Source organism: Agriterribacter sp., assembly GCF_035497235.1.
In the GTDB taxonomy this organism is placed as follows: domain Bacteria; phylum Bacteroidota; class Bacteroidia; order Chitinophagales; family Chitinophagaceae; genus Agriterribacter.
Genome location: NZ_DATJEB010000052.1, coordinates 143,156 through 161,328, shown reverse-complemented (window position 1 = coordinate 161,328; position 18,173 = coordinate 143,156). Strand labels below are relative to the sequence as shown.

Annotated in this window: 14 protein-coding genes; 13 read left to right on the top strand and 1 reads right to left on the bottom strand. The window is 43.4% G+C overall.

The genetic code is table 11. The annotated features are described in order from the left end of the window. Positions 1-7: 7 nt before the first annotated feature. The 6 genes from VL121_RS18875 (at position 8) to VL121_RS18850 (ending at position 7,266) form a co-directional block, all read left to right on the top strand. Positions 8-805, top strand: coding sequence for an MBL fold metallo-hydrolase (locus VL121_RS18875; RefSeq protein ID WP_325408165.1), 798 nt, complete (start codon positions 8-10; stop codon positions 803-805). 63 nt (positions 806-868) lie between these two features. Further along, on the top strand, positions 869-3,274 hold the full coding sequence (locus tag VL121_RS18870; protein WP_325408164.1) for a thiamine pyrophosphate-dependent enzyme: 2,406 nt from the start codon (positions 869-871) through the stop codon (positions 3,272-3,274). 79 nt (positions 3,275-3,353) lie between these two features. Beyond that, positions 3,354-4,154 carry an SDR family NAD(P)-dependent oxidoreductase gene (locus VL121_RS18865; RefSeq protein WP_325408163.1) on the top strand — a complete coding sequence of 267 codons (801 nt, stop codon included), beginning with the start codon at positions 3,354-3,356 and terminating at the stop codon, positions 4,152-4,154. Positions 4,155-4,193: 39 nt separating this feature from the next. Then, entirely contained in the window at positions 4,194-5,237 is a 1,044-nt protein-coding gene (locus tag VL121_RS18860) for an L-rhamnose/proton symporter RhaT (RefSeq protein ID WP_325408162.1), read from the top strand. Between the two features lie 64 nt (positions 5,238-5,301). Further along, positions 5,302-6,255 carry a C-terminal binding protein gene (locus VL121_RS18855; protein ID WP_325408161.1) on the top strand — a complete coding sequence of 318 codons (954 nt, stop codon included), beginning with the start codon at positions 5,302-5,304 and terminating at the stop codon, positions 6,253-6,255. Between the two features lie 150 nt (positions 6,256-6,405). After that, positions 6,406-7,266, top strand: a complete 861-nt coding sequence (locus tag VL121_RS18850; RefSeq protein ID WP_325408160.1) for an AraC family transcriptional regulator — start codon at positions 6,406-6,408, stop codon at positions 7,264-7,266. Between the two features lie 63 nt (positions 7,267-7,329). On the opposite strand, the gene VL121_RS18845 is transcribed toward VL121_RS18850, so the two are convergent. Beyond that, positions 7,330-8,205, bottom strand: a complete 876-nt coding sequence (locus tag VL121_RS18845) for an AraC family transcriptional regulator (protein WP_325408159.1) — start codon at positions 8,203-8,205, stop codon at positions 7,330-7,332. Positions 8,206-8,416: 211 nt separating this feature from the next. On the opposite strand from VL121_RS18845, the gene VL121_RS18840 reads away from it, so the two are divergent. The 7 genes from VL121_RS18840 (at position 8,417) to VL121_RS18810 (ending at position 17,983) form a co-directional block, all read left to right on the top strand. Further along, complete coding sequence (locus VL121_RS18840; protein WP_325408158.1) at positions 8,417-9,802, top strand: sugar porter family MFS transporter; 1,386 nt, start codon at positions 8,417-8,419, stop codon at positions 9,800-9,802. 42 nt (positions 9,803-9,844) lie between these two features. Beyond that, positions 9,845-11,188, top strand: coding sequence for a hypothetical protein (locus VL121_RS18835; RefSeq protein ID WP_325408157.1), 1,344 nt, complete (start codon positions 9,845-9,847; stop codon positions 11,186-11,188). 9 nt (positions 11,189-11,197) lie between these two features. Beyond that, on the top strand, positions 11,198-12,370 hold the full coding sequence (locus tag VL121_RS18830; RefSeq protein WP_325408156.1) for a carbohydrate kinase family protein: 1,173 nt from the start codon (positions 11,198-11,200) through the stop codon (positions 12,368-12,370). A 32-nt stretch (positions 12,371-12,402) separates the two neighbouring features. Further along, positions 12,403-13,791, top strand: a complete 1,389-nt coding sequence (locus tag VL121_RS18825) for an aspartate aminotransferase family protein (RefSeq protein ID WP_325408155.1) — start codon at positions 12,403-12,405, stop codon at positions 13,789-13,791. 49 nt (positions 13,792-13,840) lie between these two features. Beyond that, the gene (locus VL121_RS18820) at positions 13,841-15,286 is read left to right on the top strand and encodes an F-BAR domain-containing protein (RefSeq protein ID WP_325408154.1); all 1,446 of its coding nucleotides are present in this window, start codon (positions 13,841-13,843) and stop codon (positions 15,284-15,286) included. Positions 15,287-15,355: 69 nt separating this feature from the next. Further along, complete coding sequence (locus VL121_RS18815) at positions 15,356-16,186, top strand: class I fructose-bisphosphate aldolase (RefSeq protein ID WP_325408153.1); 831 nt, start codon at positions 15,356-15,358, stop codon at positions 16,184-16,186. 156 nt (positions 16,187-16,342) lie between these two features. After that, positions 16,343-17,983, top strand: a complete 1,641-nt coding sequence (locus tag VL121_RS18810) for a beta-N-acetylhexosaminidase family protein (protein ID WP_325408152.1) — start codon at positions 16,343-16,345, stop codon at positions 17,981-17,983. The last annotated feature ends 190 nt before the right edge of the window (positions 17,984-18,173 follow it).

The window sequence follows — 18,173 nt, the reverse complement described above, 5'->3', positions numbered from 1 at the left end:
GACGACTATGAACTTTCTGAAAAAGATCCAGGAAACTGCCGTACAAGACGGACAGGTAGCGCTATTTTATATTGCTCAGGCTGGCTTTTGTATTAAAACATCGGCTGGTAAAACAATCTTTATTGATCCGTATTTATCAGATGCGTGCGAACGCCTGTTTAATTTTAAGCGGATGATACCTGCCGTGATCAGCGCAGATGAAGTGGATGCGGATCTGTACCTCATTACCCATCATCATGCCGATCACTTTGACCCGGATACCGTACCGGTTATTGCTAAACATCCAAAAACGATTTTTGTAGCGGCGCCTGATTGCGAATCATTATTACTGGAATTAAATGTTCCGAAGCATCGCTGCACTATTTTAAAAGAAGAGCAGGAATGGGAATGGGAAGGGATAAAGATCAGGGCAATATTTGCAGATCATGGCGAACTGGCGCCTGATGCTGTAGGTTATCTGATTGAAGTGGATGGAATTAAAATATATCATGTTGGAGATACGGCTTACAGGCCCAAGGAAATACTGTCCTCGTTAGGAACAACAGTAGATATCATGATTGCCCCGATCAACGGGACTTATGGAAATATGATTGCATCGGAAGCTTGCAGATTAGGAGCGGAGGTGCAACCGAAAATTCTGATCCCCTGCCATTTCTGGATGTTCCTTGAACATGTTAGTGAAGAAGGTAAAGGCGATCCTGCAACATTTTTGAAAGAGTCGTCCATGCTTCCTGGTGGGGTTAAGGCAAAAGTGATGGCGCCCGGAGAACTTTTTATTTATTCCATACAAGGTACTGGTGTTTAAGCCAATACTATAATCGCTTTTTCATTCTTAATGCAAATTATAATCTAACAATCTAATAATGATATGAATACTTTAAGTGAAAAGGAAACGAATAGCCTTCCATATGAACTTTCAAATGATAAGAAATCTTTATTGCATCTGTATGAACAAATGTTACTGATCAGAAAATTTGAACTCGCCGTTCAGGATAACTACAAGAAGGGGGAAATACCGGGATTTATCCATTTGTGTGTTGGACAAGAAGCTGTTGCTGTGGGCGTATGCGTGAACCTCAAGCAAACCGACTGGGTTACGAGCACACATCGCGGCCACGGTCATGGGTTGGCGAAAGGGGTAAGTTTAAAACATATGTTAGCTGAATTGTATGGAAAATCTACCGGTACCAATGGCGGCCGTGGCGGTTCAATGCATATTTATAGCGCTGCCGCCGGTTTATTTGGCACCAATGGTTTGGTGGGTGGAGGAATACCGCTGGCGGTAGGGCTGGGGATAAGTGCGCAGGTGCAAAAAAGCGATAGGGTTGCTGTTGCATTTTTTGGCGATGGAGCTATCTGTCATGGATCTTTTCATGAATCGGTGAGTTTGGCGGCCATCAAAAAGACACCTGTGGTTTTTCTTTGTGAGAATAATCTTTATGCCACCTGTACGCCGGTTGGCGAAGCCAATCTGAATGCTGATATTGCCAGCAAAGCGGCGTCCTATGGAATACCAGGCGTTCGTGTGGATGGTAATGATGTACTGGCGGTTCAGCGTGTTGCTGCCGAAGCTATTGAACGGGCCCGCAGGGGAGAGGGTCCCACGCTTATTGAAGCCGTAACTTATCGTACGGTAGGACATCACGAAGGCGATGTAATTGTGGGTACCTATCGCACCAGGGAAGAATTGGAGGAATGGATGACCAGGTGCCCGATAAAAAAACTGGAAAACGATCTCATCTCATCGGGCATTGTATCAAATGAGGAGATAGCGGCAATAGACTTATCCGTAAATAACACAATAAAGGAAGCGCTTGATTTTGCCCGTTCATCAGCATATCCCGAAGCTGCTACGGTTAGCGAAAATTGCTGGATGGATCCTGTTAATCCCGCTGTAGCATTGCAGACATCTGATCAAAATGGAGAAACGGTTGTGCAAAGCTGGCTGGCCGCTGTGCGGGATGGCATTGCCGAAGAAATGCGCAGGGATAAAAACATAATATACATGGGTGAAGGCATCGGTGAAAGAGGCGGAACATTTGGACAAACAAAGAATTTATGGAGCGAATTTGGAGACCGGCTTATTGATACGCCCATTTGTGAATTAGCTTTTACAGGCGCCGCTGCCGCCGCTTCTGCTACCGGTTGCCGCACCATAGCTGACCTGATGTTTGCCGATTTTATTTTTGATGCCACTACCCAAATCATTAATCAGGCCAGCAAATTACGATACATGAGCAATGGCCAGTTCAGCGTACCTATGATTATTCGGGCGGGTGCCGGGCAAATCAAACAGGCAGGCCCGCAGCATAGCGGTACCTTTCATTCCATATGGGCAAACGTTCCTGGTTTAATAGTGGTTGTTCCCTCTACCCCTGCAGATGCCAGGGGACTTATGAAAACAGCGCTGCGGGCAGGCGACCCCGTTATCTTCCTCGAACCCAAGTCATTATTGTCTTCAAAAGGACCGGTTTCAATTGCTGAACAATATATTCCATTTGGTAAAGCCAGGTTGGTGGAAGAAGGCAGTGATATAACGATTGTTAGTTTCGGCCAGCCGGTTCACTCCTGTATCCAGGCAGCCAAGCAATTAAATAACCAGGGTATTTCCTGCGAAATTATTGATCTGCGTACCATTATTCCTTTTGATGCAGAAAGCATTATATCCAGTGTAAATAAAACAGGTCATTTACTGGTGGTTGATGAAGCTTATGGACCTTGTTCAGTAGGAGCGGAAATTGCTGCTATTGTCATGGAAAATTGTTTTTATACACTGAAAGCGCCGGTGGGTCGCTTGAACAAACTATCGGTGCCCCAGCCTTTTAGTCCCCCGTTAGAAGCTGCTGTAACCATTACACCTGAAAAAATTATTGACCTCGTTAAGTCAATAATAAATGGGGTAGCTGTTAAAACAACCTATCTGCCGGTGACGGGTATAGCGCATGAAAAACTCTCAGGCTCCGGTAATCAAAGTGAGGCAGGAGAACAAAATGACTCCCGGCCTGAAACAATAGCGGTTGTACCTGAAGCCGGGAACAACAGTATTGAAATAACCATTCCAAACCTCGGACTTACCATTACTGAGGTTGCGATTGCGCGGTGGTATAAAAAAGTGGGCGACCAGGTTAAAAAAGGCGAATCGCTGTTAGATTTTGAGAGTGAGAAATCAGTCATTGAACTTGAATCGCCCGCAGACGGTTTCCTGAGCCGCATTGTTGCGGAAGAAGGAGCTACTGTGCTTATTGGCGAAGTTGTAGGCTTTATAGATAAATAAACTTTCAAATTTTGCCGGGCGGCGCATCCCGGGAATAACATATGCACGGAAATGTTACGTAACTATAAAAATAATACAAATGTGTAAGGCTAAGTATGATTTTACGGAAAAGGTGGCTTTAATCACCGGCTCTGCCGGCGGTATCGGAAAGTCTATAGCCGAAAAATTTTATGAAGATGGAGCTTATGTGGTTATAACGGATATCCGGCAGGAAGAAGGAAGAAGGATGGCTGCACTTTTAGGTAGCAGGGCAATATTTATTCCCTGCGATATAAGCAATCCGGACCAGGTTAACCAACTGATAGCGGAAACGGTGCAGCATTTTGGCCATCTTGATATCATGATAAACAATGCTGGAATTAATGCAATAACAACAGAAGACCGGGTAACTATTGACCGGTATTCAAACGATACCTGGCAAAAGATGATCAATGTAGATCTTAATGGAACATTCTATTGTTGTAAAGCCGCGGCTAAAGTAATGATAGAACAAAAAAGCGGCGCTATCGTAAATGTGGCTTCTGTTGCCGGCGTGGTAGCCCTCAGGTTGCAGGTAGGTTTTGTAGCAGCCAAAGCTGCCATTTTGAAAATGACAGAAGCTATGGCTTGCGAACTGGCTCCTTTCGGTATCAGGGTAAATGCAGTTTCGCCGGGTTCAACCTTAACAGAAACTACCAGGCATCTTTTTTATAGCGAAGCAGGCAGTTTTAACGAAAAAGCAGAACGGCTTATCTCTTTTATTCCACAGGGACGTCCGGCCGAGACAGCGGAAATTGCTGATGCCGTTATATTCCTGTCGTCCGGTTCAGCTTCCTATATCAACGGACATAATATGGTAGTAGACGGAGGCTGGACCTGCGGTTTTAACAGGGATTTTTAAATACACTCAAATATTCATTGGATAATAAAAAGGTTAATTATGGAAATATTAATTGGATTAGTGTTGGTTGTATTGGCAGGGTTGGGTACAGGCACTGCGGCATGGCCAATGAAAAAAATAAAGGAGCTTCATTTTGAACAATACCTGTTTGTTTTTATGTTAACGGGCATAATCATTTATCCCTGGCTGGTAGTAGTGGTTAAAATCCCGGATTTAGGCGGAGTAATTAAAACCGTAGGATTAAAGCCGCTGCTTATTTCCAATCTCCTGTCCATTTGCTGGGGGATTGCCAATGTACTTTACCTGGTATGTGTGGTACGTATAGGGGCGGCGCTAACAGGCGCCATTCTTTCAGCTGCTGGCATGTCTGTAGGGGTTATTATGCCTATGATTTTCAAGGGCAGTGGATTATTCGGAAATGCACCAGGTCTTTGGTCAACGGCTGGCATTGTAATTATGGTTGGATTGATTGTAATTCTTATAGGTATAGCCTTAGTAAGTGCAGCAGGTTTTGGCAGAGAAAAAGTCTTACATCAGAAAACGGAATTGAAAAAAAACAAACAGGCATCAGGAAGTTTTAGGAATGGTTTAGTATTAGTAATACTGGCTGGCTTTCTTTCCAGCGGCTTATCGCTTGCCTTTGTATACAGCCAGGGACCGGTAATTGAAGCGGCAAGGAGCCAGGGAGCAGGAGACATAACTGCCAATTTTACGGTTTGGGCATTGTGCATACTGGGAGGCGGTTTAGTGAATGTTCTGTACGCGGTATTCCTGATGGCAAAAAATAATTCCTGGAAACGCCTGTTTAGCCGGAAAGATGAGCTTTTATATGGCTCCATCATTGGGCTGCAGTTTATTGGCTCCATTATACTCCTGGGAAGAGGTATGGTTTTGCTGGGTGCATTGGGAGCGTCTGTTGGCTTTGCTATTCAGCAATCTATGCAGGTAATAGGTAACCAGTTGGTTGGCTTTATCGGCGGTGAATGGGAGGGTGTGCACGGCAAACCCAGGAACACCATGTACCTGGCTATAGCCATCATACTTGCAGCAGTCATTATACTTGCTTTCAGTAATACCATATAAAAAATAAAACAGGCATAAAACAGGACAGTATATCTGTTACAGTACGTTTTTATTAAATCTATTTATGAGCAAAGGAAAAGTTTTTATTACAGATTATGGATTTGCTGATCTGCAGCAGGAAAGCGATATGCTAACTGCATTAGGATATGAAGTACACTCCGCAAAAAGTACCACAGAAGAAGAGATTATAATGAATGCCGGTGATGCAGATGCGCTTCTTGTGCAGTGGGCGCCTGTTACAGCCAAAGTAATAGCCAATCTCAGGAAGTGCAGGGTGATTGTGAGATATGGAATAGGCGTGGATAATATAGATCTGGAAGCCGCAAGACAGAAATCTATTCCTGTTTGTAATGTGCCGGATTATTGTATTCACGAAGTAGCTGATCATACCATTTCTTTGGCCCTGGCCCTGGCGAGGCAGTTAACAGAAACAAACAGCCGCATGAAACAAGGTATATGGAAGATCATCCCTCCGCATCCAATGCCTGCTTTTCGCGATATGGTTTTCGCAACAATTGGGTATGGACGCATTGCCCGTGAAGTATTAAAACGTAGCTACTCGTTTGGATTTATGGTTGGGGCATACGACCCTAATATAACAGATCAGCAAATGCTTGATGAAGGTGTGCAACCATTTACTTTCGAAGAGTTAATTACAAAGTCGGATATTATTTCCCTTCATCTTCCGCTCAATGAAGAAACCCGGCATATAATTAATATAACTACTATTAATAAAATGAAAAAAGGCGCCATACTTATTAATACATCAAGAGGCGGGCTGATAGATACAACTGCGCTAACAGCAGCGCTTGAACAGCGGAAAATTTTAGCAGGACTGGATGTTTTTGAAACTGAACCATTGCCGGAATCGCATCCTTTATGGCAATCTGAACACGCCCTGCTTACTTCACATATTGCCTGGTATAGTGAAAGAAGCGTTCCTCAATTACAGCATATGGCCGCGGAGGAAGTACTCAGGGGGTTGCGGGGTGAAGCACTTAAAAACAGGGTGCTATAAGCGTTCGGGAACAGGAAGAACCGCGTGACTCCGATATGGTTTCTGCATGAAGCAATAGTAAAGTCTTTTGGCCTGCAGGTAGTTAAATTATGATGACAATATAGCGCAGCGTTGTTAAAAACTATATATTGGAGTTATAAAATCATTATTATGCAACCAATGCTCATTAAGGTTAATGTGCCGCAAAAAGCATCCTTTAGTGTCACCAGGTCCATATTTTACGATGGATTTCCGGGGGTTTGGCATTTTCATAATGAATACGAGCTTACCCTTATCGTGGAAAGCAGCGGGAGCAGGATGGTGGGTGATAATATAGACAGGTTTACCGATGGCGACCTCATTTTTATAGGTAAAAACCTTCCCCATACCTGGCGCAACGATGAAATACATGCCTTTAAAAAATCAGAAGTACTGGTACTTCATTTTTTAGATCATTTTTTGGGTAGTGGATTTTTTGAATTACCTGAAATGGAAAAGATACGCCGCCTGATGGATCGTTCTCACCGTGGGATCAGAATTACAGGAAAGACAAGAGATGAAATCGCTTTATTGCTGGTGAAGATGGAACATGCTGAAGACGCCGGAAAAATTATACTGTTGCTTACCATACTTAATTTGCTTGCAGCTTCGGATGACCTTTCTGATTTGTCAAGTGAAGGCTTCGCAAATTCGATAGATGATTCTGGTTCAGACCGGCTAAACCAGGTATATGAATATATTATGAATCATTTCCAGGAAGATATCAGCCTGATTAAGGTAGCCGCAGTTGCCAACATGAGCCCAACGGCCTTCAGCAGGTATTTTAAAAGCAGAACACGCAAGTCTTTTACACAATTTATTATTGAATTAAAAATAGGGTACGCCTGTAAGCTGTTAATGAAAGAAGAGATGAACATTACCCAGGTATGTTATGAGAGCGGATTCAGGAATCTGTCAAATTTTAATCAGCAATTTAAAAGTATTACCCGGCTCACTCCTAAAAGATATCAACTGATGCATGCAGGGAAGTAAATGCTAATGGATAAATTGCAAACGTAAGGTGGTACTGCCATCAGCTTTATTCCCATAAAACTTTCACAATAAATGCTGTTTGTATTTTTGAGCATATGCTTTTGCCGTTAATCCGGTAATCAGTTTAAACTGCCGGTTAAAATGAGAGATATTGTTATAGCCTGTTTCGTAACAAATTTCAGTTATTGTTTTATTGCTTTTAACCAGCAGTTTACAGGCATTCAGTATACGCACTTCGTTTAAAAACTCAGAAAATGTTTTTTGTGTTCTGGACTTAAAGTACCTGCAAAAAGAAGATACGGTAAGATTGGAAAGACTGGCTATTTCTTCCACTTTAATATCATTGGCATAATGCTGCATAATATAATTCATCACCACATTAATCCGTTCTGTATCGGAGGTGTTAACAGAAGTAATATAGCCACTGCTGGAAAGCAGCTCAACGTCTTCCGTTTGCGCTATGGCATCTAATGTTTTTAAAAACAATATCAGCCGCTCAATGCCGGATGCCGCTACCACATCTTTTACCAGTCCGGAAATTTTACGATGGTCTTTTCCTTTTATTAAAACACCCTGTTGTGCTTTGGCAAACAATTTTTTGATATGTGCGCATTCCGGCAGGTCAAAAAAACCATTGGCCAGAACGTCTTCCTTAAAATGGATCACGTACACGTCTACAAACAGATCCTTATTATCCTCGTAAAAGTCGCGGTCGTTTTTCCATACATGCGGTAAATTGGATCCAATGAACATCAGGTCGCCGTTAGTGAAATTACCAATATGGTTTCCCATAAAACGGATGCCATAGCTCTTCTCCACAAATATAATTTCATATTCCGGGTGATAATGCCACGGATAGTCCATGTAGGGCGTAATTTCCCGTTTCGCCGCTATGGCAGATGCGTAGTGCGCGGGGATTTTCTCCAGCTTGGGCTGCATGTAATGCGTTTGTATTGTTAATAAAATTGCATAATAGTAATTTTTTATGATAAAATAGTGTTATAACTGGAAATGACTACATAGTGTTATAACTGGATAAGAGAGTAGTATGCCAGTCCGGTTAATGATAATAATTTCGGTTTGAAAAATGAACAGTTGGTGTGTGCTTATTTTATAATGCGTATAATAGACAACGCTAAGGCAATTTGAAATGGAATTACAGAACAGTTCTAAAAAAAGAAACCGGTATATATTCGGCGTTACCCTTGTAGCTTCTGTAGGCGGGTTCCTGTTTGGGTTTGACCTGGTTATTATTGCAGGCGCATTACCCTTTCTGGAAGCCGATTTTCAGCTTACCCCCGCTTTAAAAGGTTTTGCTGTAAGCAGCGCTATACTGGGCGCTATTGCCGGGCCTTTGTTTGGCTTATGGTTTACCGACCGCATTGGCAGAAAGAAAACCATGATGGTAGCTGCCGTTTTCTTTATGATTTCCACTGTAGGCTGCGCATTTGCGGCGGGCATCTGGGATTTTGGATTGTGGCGCTTTATGGGTGGTGTGGGTATAGGACTCGCTATGATGTCATCGCCCATTTATATAGCGGAACTATCGCCACCGCATAAGCGCGGCGTGCTGGTAAATGTTAACCAGCTTTCTAACGTAATTGGTATTAACCTGGCAGTTATTGCCAGCTACTTTTTTTCTTTTGATGGCTGGGGCTGGCGGTGGATGTTTGCTTCGCAGGCAGTACCCGTCATATTTTTAATGATTGGTTTATTGCTCATACCCGAAAGCCCCAGGTGGCTTGCCGCCAATAACCGGATGGCAGAAGCGCTCAAAATACTCACTAAAATCAATAGTTCTGAAACGGCAAAAAACGAGCTGGCAACCATACAACACTCGCTGGGTACTGAAACCGGGCAGTTTGGAGACCTGCTGAAGCCCGGCATACGGCGGGCGCTTCTTATTGGAATAATTATTATGATATTCTCACAGATCAATGGGGTGAATATGATGTTGCTGTATGCGCCCAGCATTTTAGCGGAAGCCGGCGTTACAGTAGGTTCTCACGCCATACTGAGTTCCATACCCGTATATGTATTTATTTTTGTTTGCACCATCGCGGCATTTGGCTTAATAAAGCGCTACAGCAGGCGGACCCTCTTAATTAGCAGCGTATGCTTAATGTCACTTGCGCATTTAATAATGGCGCTTAACTTATTTCAGCAATGGCCGCCCATATATACCTTAATACCCATGCTTATGGGAACAGGTGCCTTTACATTAGGACTGGCTCCTTTAAGCTGGATTATTGTGGCGGAAATATTTCCCAATCGCGTAAGAGGTAAAGCCCTGGCAGTGGTATGTTTCTTCCTGTATGCGTCATCATTCGTAACCGCACAGTTTTTCCCTGTATTAACGCACTGGTTCACCGGGCAGTTTAATAATGCTGCCGGGGTATATATCATTTTTGCAATCATCTGTGCCGCCTGTGCCATTTTTTCGTGGAAGGCCGTACCGGAAACCAAGGGAATTGGTTTGGAAAGCATAACGGCTTTCTGGAAAGGAAAGGAGAAGGATCATCGTATCAATCAGTAAGATTGAACAGGATTTATTTTTATATACTTAAACAGAATTGGAATGAAAGCAGGTTTTGTAGGATTTGGAGAAATTAATTCTCCGCCTGAATTAATTAAAGCGAAATGCAGCATAGCCGCCGCGGAAATAGCATCGCTTGGCATTGAACTGGTAACCACAGCACCCGTTACAGATGATGAAGCCGGCAGGGATGTAGCCAGGGCGCTGGAAGATTTAGACCGCGGTAATTTTGATGTGCTCATTATTTGCCTGGCAGGATGGATTCCCTCCCATGCTGTAATTGCAATAACAAGCCGGTATAAACATAAACCCATGATATTATGGGGGCTTGCAGGCGATATCGAAAACGGGCGCATCGTTACTGCCGCGGCGCAGGCAGGCACTACAGCGCTGAGAAAAGTGTTTGCCGACCTGGGTTACAGGTTTAAGTATGTATATAACATCATTGGCAAACCATCGCCACTACCTAAAATATGGAGTTTTGTAGCTGCCGCTGCTGCTGAAAGATCAGTAGCGCATACCAAAGTAGGCATGATGGGGTTCCGGGATATGAAACTTTATAATACCATTTATGAAGGAATATCGCTTAAAAGAGATTTTGGGATTGAAGTAGAATTTTTTGAGATGCTTGAAATGCTGCAGGAAAGTGAAAAAGTTGAGGATGCGGCTATTGAACCCCTTCTCACGAAAATAAAAGCAGCATGGGATTTTGAAAAACCTGCTGACGATAGCTTTCTGCGCAAGGGCATACAATATTACCTCGCTATTTCAAAAATAGCGAAGAACCACCGTTTTGATGCTGTTTCACTAAAGGATGTGGACGGCATGAAGAAAATATTACACTTTCCTCCCGCGCTTATATTTATGCTTTTATCTGATGAAGCCGGTTTGTGTACCATACCCGAAAATGATGTGATGGGAGCGGTTACCCAAATCATCGTTAAACATTTAACCGGCCAATGCGGAGCCTATTTTGAATTTTATGAATTTTTCGAAAACAGCGTTTTAATGGGCGTGCCGGATTATGTGCCTGCGGAGGTGGTAGAAGGACGCGTGAAGGTAACACAATCTGCTTTCGGCGGCATTAGCGGCGGTTTGCTGAACGTTTCTCAGGTAAAGGCAGGAAGGGTTACCCTGGCAAGATTGTCAAATACGGGCGACCGGTATACCCTGCACGTGGTTACCGGAACAGCTAAGCCAGGAGCATGGGAAGAAGCGGGCTGGGAGCAGCCGGCGCCACAATTACCCAGTTTTGAGCTAACACTGGATACGCCGGTAGAAGCATTTGCAGAAAATATTTCAGGGCAGCACTATATAATAGCCTATGGCGACCATTTGCAGTTGTTAAAAGATTTCTGCTATTTGAAAAATATAAATGTGATATAAAACACTGCTATGAAAAAATACGATGCAGTAATAGCGGGATATGTTTGTGTTGACCTTATTCCGGCGTTTAAAAAAAATATTTCAGTAACGGATGTATACGATGTATTGAAACCCGGCAAGCTGGTTGAAATAGACGGACTGGAATCAACACTGGGCGGTGTGGTAGCCAATACAGGCATGGCTATGAAAAAATTCTCAAAAAAGGTCTTTTTGAATGGTCTCATAGGTACCGATTTTATTGGTAAAATTGCCAGGGAATCGCTCGATAAGTATAAGCTTTCCGAAGGGATCCGTACCATAACCGAAAAAGGAACGGCTTTTGGATTGGTGATAGCCCCGCCGGGCGTGGACCGCATATTCCTGGAATCACCGGGATGCAGCGAGCTTTTTGATGTGCAGCATATTAATTATGATGCCATTGCGGATAGCAGGCTGTTTCATTTCGGGTATCCGCCACTGTTACAAAAATTTTACCGGCAAAAAGGGAAGCAGTTAACCGCGCTGTTTCGCAAAGTAGATGCCATGAATGTGGTAACCTCACTTGATTTTAGCCTGCCGGATGCGGAGAGTGAATCGGGAAACGTAAACTGGGCGGAAGTACTCAGGCAAACCCTGCCGTATACAGACGTATTTGTTCCCAGCCTGGAAGAGGCATTAAAAATGGTTTTTCCATATGAATATGCCCGGCTGGAAGCTTCAGATGATGCGGGTGATATGATTGATAAAGTTCCCCTGGATTTGATAAAAGAGCTGGGTGAAACCCTGGTAGCATACGGGGCAAATATCGTTTTAATAAAAGCGGCTCACCGCGGATTGTATTTATGGACGCATGAAGTAAATACGCTCAATAATAAAAAAACAGTACACCTGCAGGAGCAGCAATGGAATAACCGCCAGCTCTGGTGCAACGCTTATCATGTGGAGGAAGAAAAAGTGAAGAATGCTTCCGGTGCAGGCGATACTTCTGCAGGCGCTTTCCTGGCGGCAATATTGGATGGCGAGGCCCCTGATACTGCCATGAAATTTGCGGCAATAGCAGGCAGAAACAATTTGTATTGCAATGACATTTATGCGGAGCTGAACGACTGGGAAACCATGATAGCGGAAATGAACGATGAGCCCAATGCGGTATGGAACGTTTGCGATTTGGTTACCAGTGCTGAAACAGGGGATAATAGTTGAATATTGTTTTACTTAAAAAAATGTAAACGCACATGAATAATGTACAAACTACAGGTAAAGATTGGTGGCGGGCAGCAGCGGCAGGCATTCCGCATTTGATTACAGAAACCCCGGGGCCGCGTTCAAAACAGATGCATGCCAATACCGCAAAATACATGAAGGGACTCAGCTCACAGGTGAAGCTGTTCCCGGTATGTTTTGAAGAAGGTTCGGGTATAACATTAACAGATGTGGATGGCAACAGGTATCTTGACTTTTCCTCCGGTATTTATGTTACTTCATTGGGTCATTGCCATCCCAAAATATCTGAAGCCATTGCTTACTGGGCAAAAAAATTAATGAACGCCCATGATTTTACTACGCCTGTAAAAGAAAAGCTGATGGAAAAAATGGCATCCATTTTACCGGGCAAATTAAACGCGGTTCAGTTGTATTCAGACGGTACAACAGCCGTTGAGGCGGCTATCCGGGCGGCGCGTGCCATTTCCGGTAAGCATGAATTTATTTCTGCCTATCGGGATTTTCATGGCAAAAGCATGAGCGCGGTAAGCTGTGCACAAATGTACCGGAGCGAAACATTTAGTTACGGCCCTACCAGAGCCCCGGGATTTTATATGGTGCCCCGTCCCGACCCATATCGTCCGTTGTGGGAAAAGGCAGACGGCACTATTGATACCGATGCCTATATACGCTTTTATGAAAACTTTATAAAGGAAGGAACAGTAGGTAACGTAGCGGCTTTTGTGCTGGAACCGGCACAGGGCTGGGCTGGAAGTATTTTTCCACCGGATGATTTTTTCCCTAAGCTGAAAACTTTATGCGAAAAACACCATATACTCCTGTATGATGACGAAGTACTGGCGGGGATGGGGCGTACAGGGGAATGGCTCACTTTAAATCATTGGGGGGTTATTCCGGATATTGTCACTTTCGGAAAATCATTTGGCAATGGTTTTCCTGTTACCGCAATGGTGGTGAGCGAAGAGAACGGGGAAGCGCTTGAAAAAATTTCTGCCTCTTCCAGCTATGGCGGAAATCCAATGGCCTGCGCGGCGGCTCTGGCTTCAATAGAAGTTATTGAAGAAGAAAGCATCTTAGAAAATGTGCGTACTGTAGGCGCATTTTTTATGAAGCGAATGGAGCAAATGAAATCGGATCATCCCATTATTGGCGATGTAAAAGGAAAAGGCTTTTTATTGGGAATAGAACTGGTAAAAGATAAAAAAACAAAGGAACCTTTTCCGGAAGCAGGAGTAGCGGTTTATCAGAAAGCATTCAGGAAAGGACTGGCATGGATACCTGCAGGCCATATTCTGCGGATGTCGCCGCCATTAATAATGGATGAAAAATACGCGGCAATGGGAATGGATATTATTGAAGATGCCATTACTGAAACAGAAAAAGAATTTGGATACAGGTAAGGGAAAAAAAAATTCCATATTTCCCCGGATAAGTAATTAAACATTTTGTATGAACACACAAAATAACGTGGCGGATGCGAAATTACGCATAGGTTGGGCAACGGAAGATATAACCCCTTCCGGCCCGGTGTCCCTGTACGGTCAGTATTATGAAAGAATATCGTTGTATGTGCAAAGCGCATTAACGGTTACGGCCTGCGCTATTGAAAAAAAAGATACGGCAGGCAATGCGGAGCAGGCTATTACGGTATCCATGGACGTTATTTACGCTTTAAAGGAAGTGCAGGATGCCGTAAGGGAACGTGTTAAAGACGAACTTCCGGATTTTGATGTACGCAAACTTTTTTTAAATGCCACGCATACCCATTCTGCACCTTACCCTGAAGTGGCAGGCACATTTGGCCAATTGTTGCTGGATGGTATTTGCAAAGCAGCAATAACTGCCTGGCTGAATAAAAAGCCTGCTGCCGTTAGTACAGCATTCGGCTATGCTGTAATTGGCCATAACCGCCGTGTAATGTATACTGATGGCACTGCAGAGATGTATGGACGAACAGACCGGGAAGATTTTTTAGGGATAGAAGGGCCAACCGATCCCGGAATTGATTTGTTGTTTACCTGGGATATGGATAAACAATTAACCGGTATTTTCATTAATGTTTCGTGCCCGGCGCAGGTTACAGAATCAAAGTACTATGTGTCTTCAGATTTCTGGAGCGAGGTACGAAATCAGGTGGCAATAAGATTTGGAAAAAATGTTTTCATCTTACCGCAATGTGGTGCGGCAGGCGATATTGCTCCGCGCGATTTAACTACGCGCTACAGGGCCGGCGAACCGGATATGTGGGATGTGCCTGGTATTATAGCAATAGGAAAAAGAATTGACCAGGTAATAGGCAACGCGTATGCTGCTGCGCTGGATAATATGTCTACGGATATTGTATTCCGGCATGAAGTGAAAAATATTCTGATACCTACGCGCATGATCAGTGAGGAGGAATATGCCCGGTCACTTAAGATGGTAAACACCATTAAAGCCAAAGAGCCTGCTGATCCTGCATCTCCGCATACGGCATGGAACCGTTTTTTACAGGAGATGAAAGAAAATGAGCAAACACAGCCTTACGGACCATGGGATAGCAAGACCTCCGATTACGGCTGGTTGCGGCCCATGGAGATAGTAGTGCAGCAGTACGAAGACGGGAACAGACCTGCAACCTATGCCTATGAATTGCATGTGTTGCGGATACATGATGTAGCAGTGGCAACCAACCCCTTTGAACTTTTTGTGGATTATGGATTTGCCATTACCGCAAGAAGTAAGGCAAAGCAAACATTTATCGTGCAGTTTTCCGGCGATTCTGGTGGATACCTGCCCACGCAAAGGGCGCTGGATGGCGGTGGCTATAGTGCTATGGCTAATAATATAGGCCCTGCCGGAGGTAAAGTATTGGTAGAGGAAACAGTGCGCATGATTAACAGGATGTGGGAATAAATACACATGAAATATTCATAACAGGGATTGTTTTTTATCCCGTTAAAATCATTTCAAGCATATACAATAATGAAAAGTTACAGGCTCAACAGGTTGTTTAACCCCGCATCAAAAAAATGTTTTGATGTGGCGGTGGATCATGGTTTTTTTAATGAATACCAGTTCCTGGAAGGAATTGAAAATATCCGGTCGGCCATTGAAATGGTAGTGCAGGCATCGCCGGATGCCATACAACTCACCGCGGGACAGGCAAAGTATCTGCAGCAAATTCCGGGAAAACAAAAACCCGCGTTGGTACTAAGAACCGATGTGGCCAATGTATACGGCGCCTCCCTTACTACGGGTTCATTTAGTAAAATGATAGAACAGGCTGCCCTGCAGGCTGTTCGGCTGGATGCCGCATGTATGTGCATCAATCTCTTTTCTATTCCCGGGGCGCCGGAAGTAACCGGCCAGTGCATTGATAATATCATTCGTCTTAAGCTGGAAGCAGAACATTACCAGGTGCCGCTGATGATTGAGCCGCTGGTGTTCCGGCCCAATAGTGATAAAGGCGGGTATATGGTGGATGGAGATATTAAAAAAATTATTCCGCTGGTGCGGCAGGCGGTAGAACTGGGCGCTGATATTATTAAAGCTGATCCGTGCACTAACGTGGAAGCGTATCACCAGGTGATAGCAGTGGCGGGAGATATCCCTGTGTTGGTAAGAGGTGGTGGCAAAACCTCTGATGAAGAAATTATAAAAAGAACAGCCATATTAATGCAGCAGGGCGCTTCAGGTATTGTATATGGCAGAAATATTATCCAGCATAAGCATCCTGCACATATTACGCGTTTGCTCATGGATATTGTACATGGTGAAGCCACCCTGGAAGACACCCTTGCTAAAATTAAATAAGCGCAGGGATTATTTGTAATGCAAAAAATGACAGACATGACATCTTTTTACAAAAACCAGTGGTTGATATGCTGTTTTTTGATCAGCATGCTAACAGCACTGTCTTGCACAAACACAAAAAGCCGCACGCTTAATAAGCCCGTAAAGCATATATATGTGCAATCAGTTGAATCTTCCTCACCGGTAGTGAATAAGATTGAGCAGGTATTTGTGGAAAGATTAGAAGACAGGGGAATTGAGCGGGTATCCAAAAGTAATGCGGCTGACATTACAGTGGTTTTAGCCATAAACAATGATATTGGTAAAGAAGGTTTTACTATTGCGGATGGGGAAAACGGAAGTATAATAATTACAGGAAATGATGAAAGCGGTTTATTGTATGGTATAGGCAAATTTTTAAGAACTGCCAGTTATACCGATGAAAGTCTTACCATAGGTACCTGGCGGGGAAAGAGCGTTCCTGATAAAGAACTGAGAGGCATTTACTGGGCTACTCATTTTTATAATTATTATCAAACAGCGCCCATTACAGAACTTCAAAAGTATGTAGAGGATCTGGGTTTGTGGGGATATAATAACATTAAGATTTGGTATGATATGCACCACTTCAAATCTTATGATGATCCTGTAGCTGTACGTTTCAGGGAAAGAATAGCGCATATTTTACAGGCAGCCAAAAATATAGGCATGGATGTTTCTTTTACCCTGGTTGCTAATGAGGCTTATGTGGAAAGCCCACAGCATTTAAGAGCTTTACCAGGCAGGGAAAGGGGAGCTGTTTATCCGGAAGATATTTGTCCCCGCAAACCCGGTGGGCTGGAATATATTTTAAAAGTTAGAGAAGAATTCTTTGATTGGTGCAAACCCTTTAATCCTGCATACATCACCATATGGCCATATGATCCGGGTGGTTGTGCTACTTCAGATTGCCAGCCCTGGGGCAGCAATGGTTTTATTAAAGCTTCCGAAGCAGTTGCCCAACTGGCTTCAAAAATATTACCCCATACTAAGGTAATATTATCTACATGGATGCTGGACAGCACAGAATGGAAAAACGTTATGCAGCAAATGCCAGCAGCAGGTAGTTGGGTAAACACGATAATGGCTGAAAAAATAAATAATACCTATGGGGGCTTTTTTACAAAAGTTCCCGGAAACATTCCGTCCATAGGATTTCCGGAAATAAGCATGGATGGTATGTTTCCATGGGGCGGTTTTGGTGCTAATCCAACGCCTGAAAAATTAGCGGAGCAGTGGAGCAAAGTGCGTAGTTTTTCATCAGGCGGATTTCCCTATTCCGAAGGTATTTTTGAAGATATGAACAAGGCAGTATATGCGCAGTTGTATTGGAATGATAAGGCGGATGTTGATGATATATTAAAAGAATATACACGGTACGAGTTGGGGATAGCACATACGGACAGCATATTAAAAGTAATACATACATTGGAGCAAAACCATCATATGCGCTGGTGGCCGGGGAAGCTGGAAGGTGTAAAACTGCAATTAGACTGGTTTCCTTCAAAGAATGTAAAGCCCCAGCCTGATCCCGGAGCTGAAGATGCTTATGAAATAGTAAAAAAATCAAATGAAACAATGTCTGCCTGGGCAAAATCTTCATGGCGGTGGCGTATCCTTTTTATCAGAACAATGCTTGATGCTGAACTTAAAGCCAATGGAGGGGCTCCTAATGAAAAATGTTATGAAGGATTTTATGAGTTGTTGAAGTTATATCATTGTACCGAGCAAACAGACCCTGTAGTTAAACCTCCGCTTCCGGCAGCAGGCAATAAATAAGCCATAATGTATTGATGATATTATTCCGGTTAAATGCAAATAATGTAACCGGTGATCTTCCTTTGTTCTTTATAAACAACCACCATAAAAAATATAACCACAGATCATGCAAATTGAGTGTCGTTATTTGAAAATGCAGTTGTTTCTTTCCAATGTGGTATTAACTAATTTTAATTCGTAAACAACATTG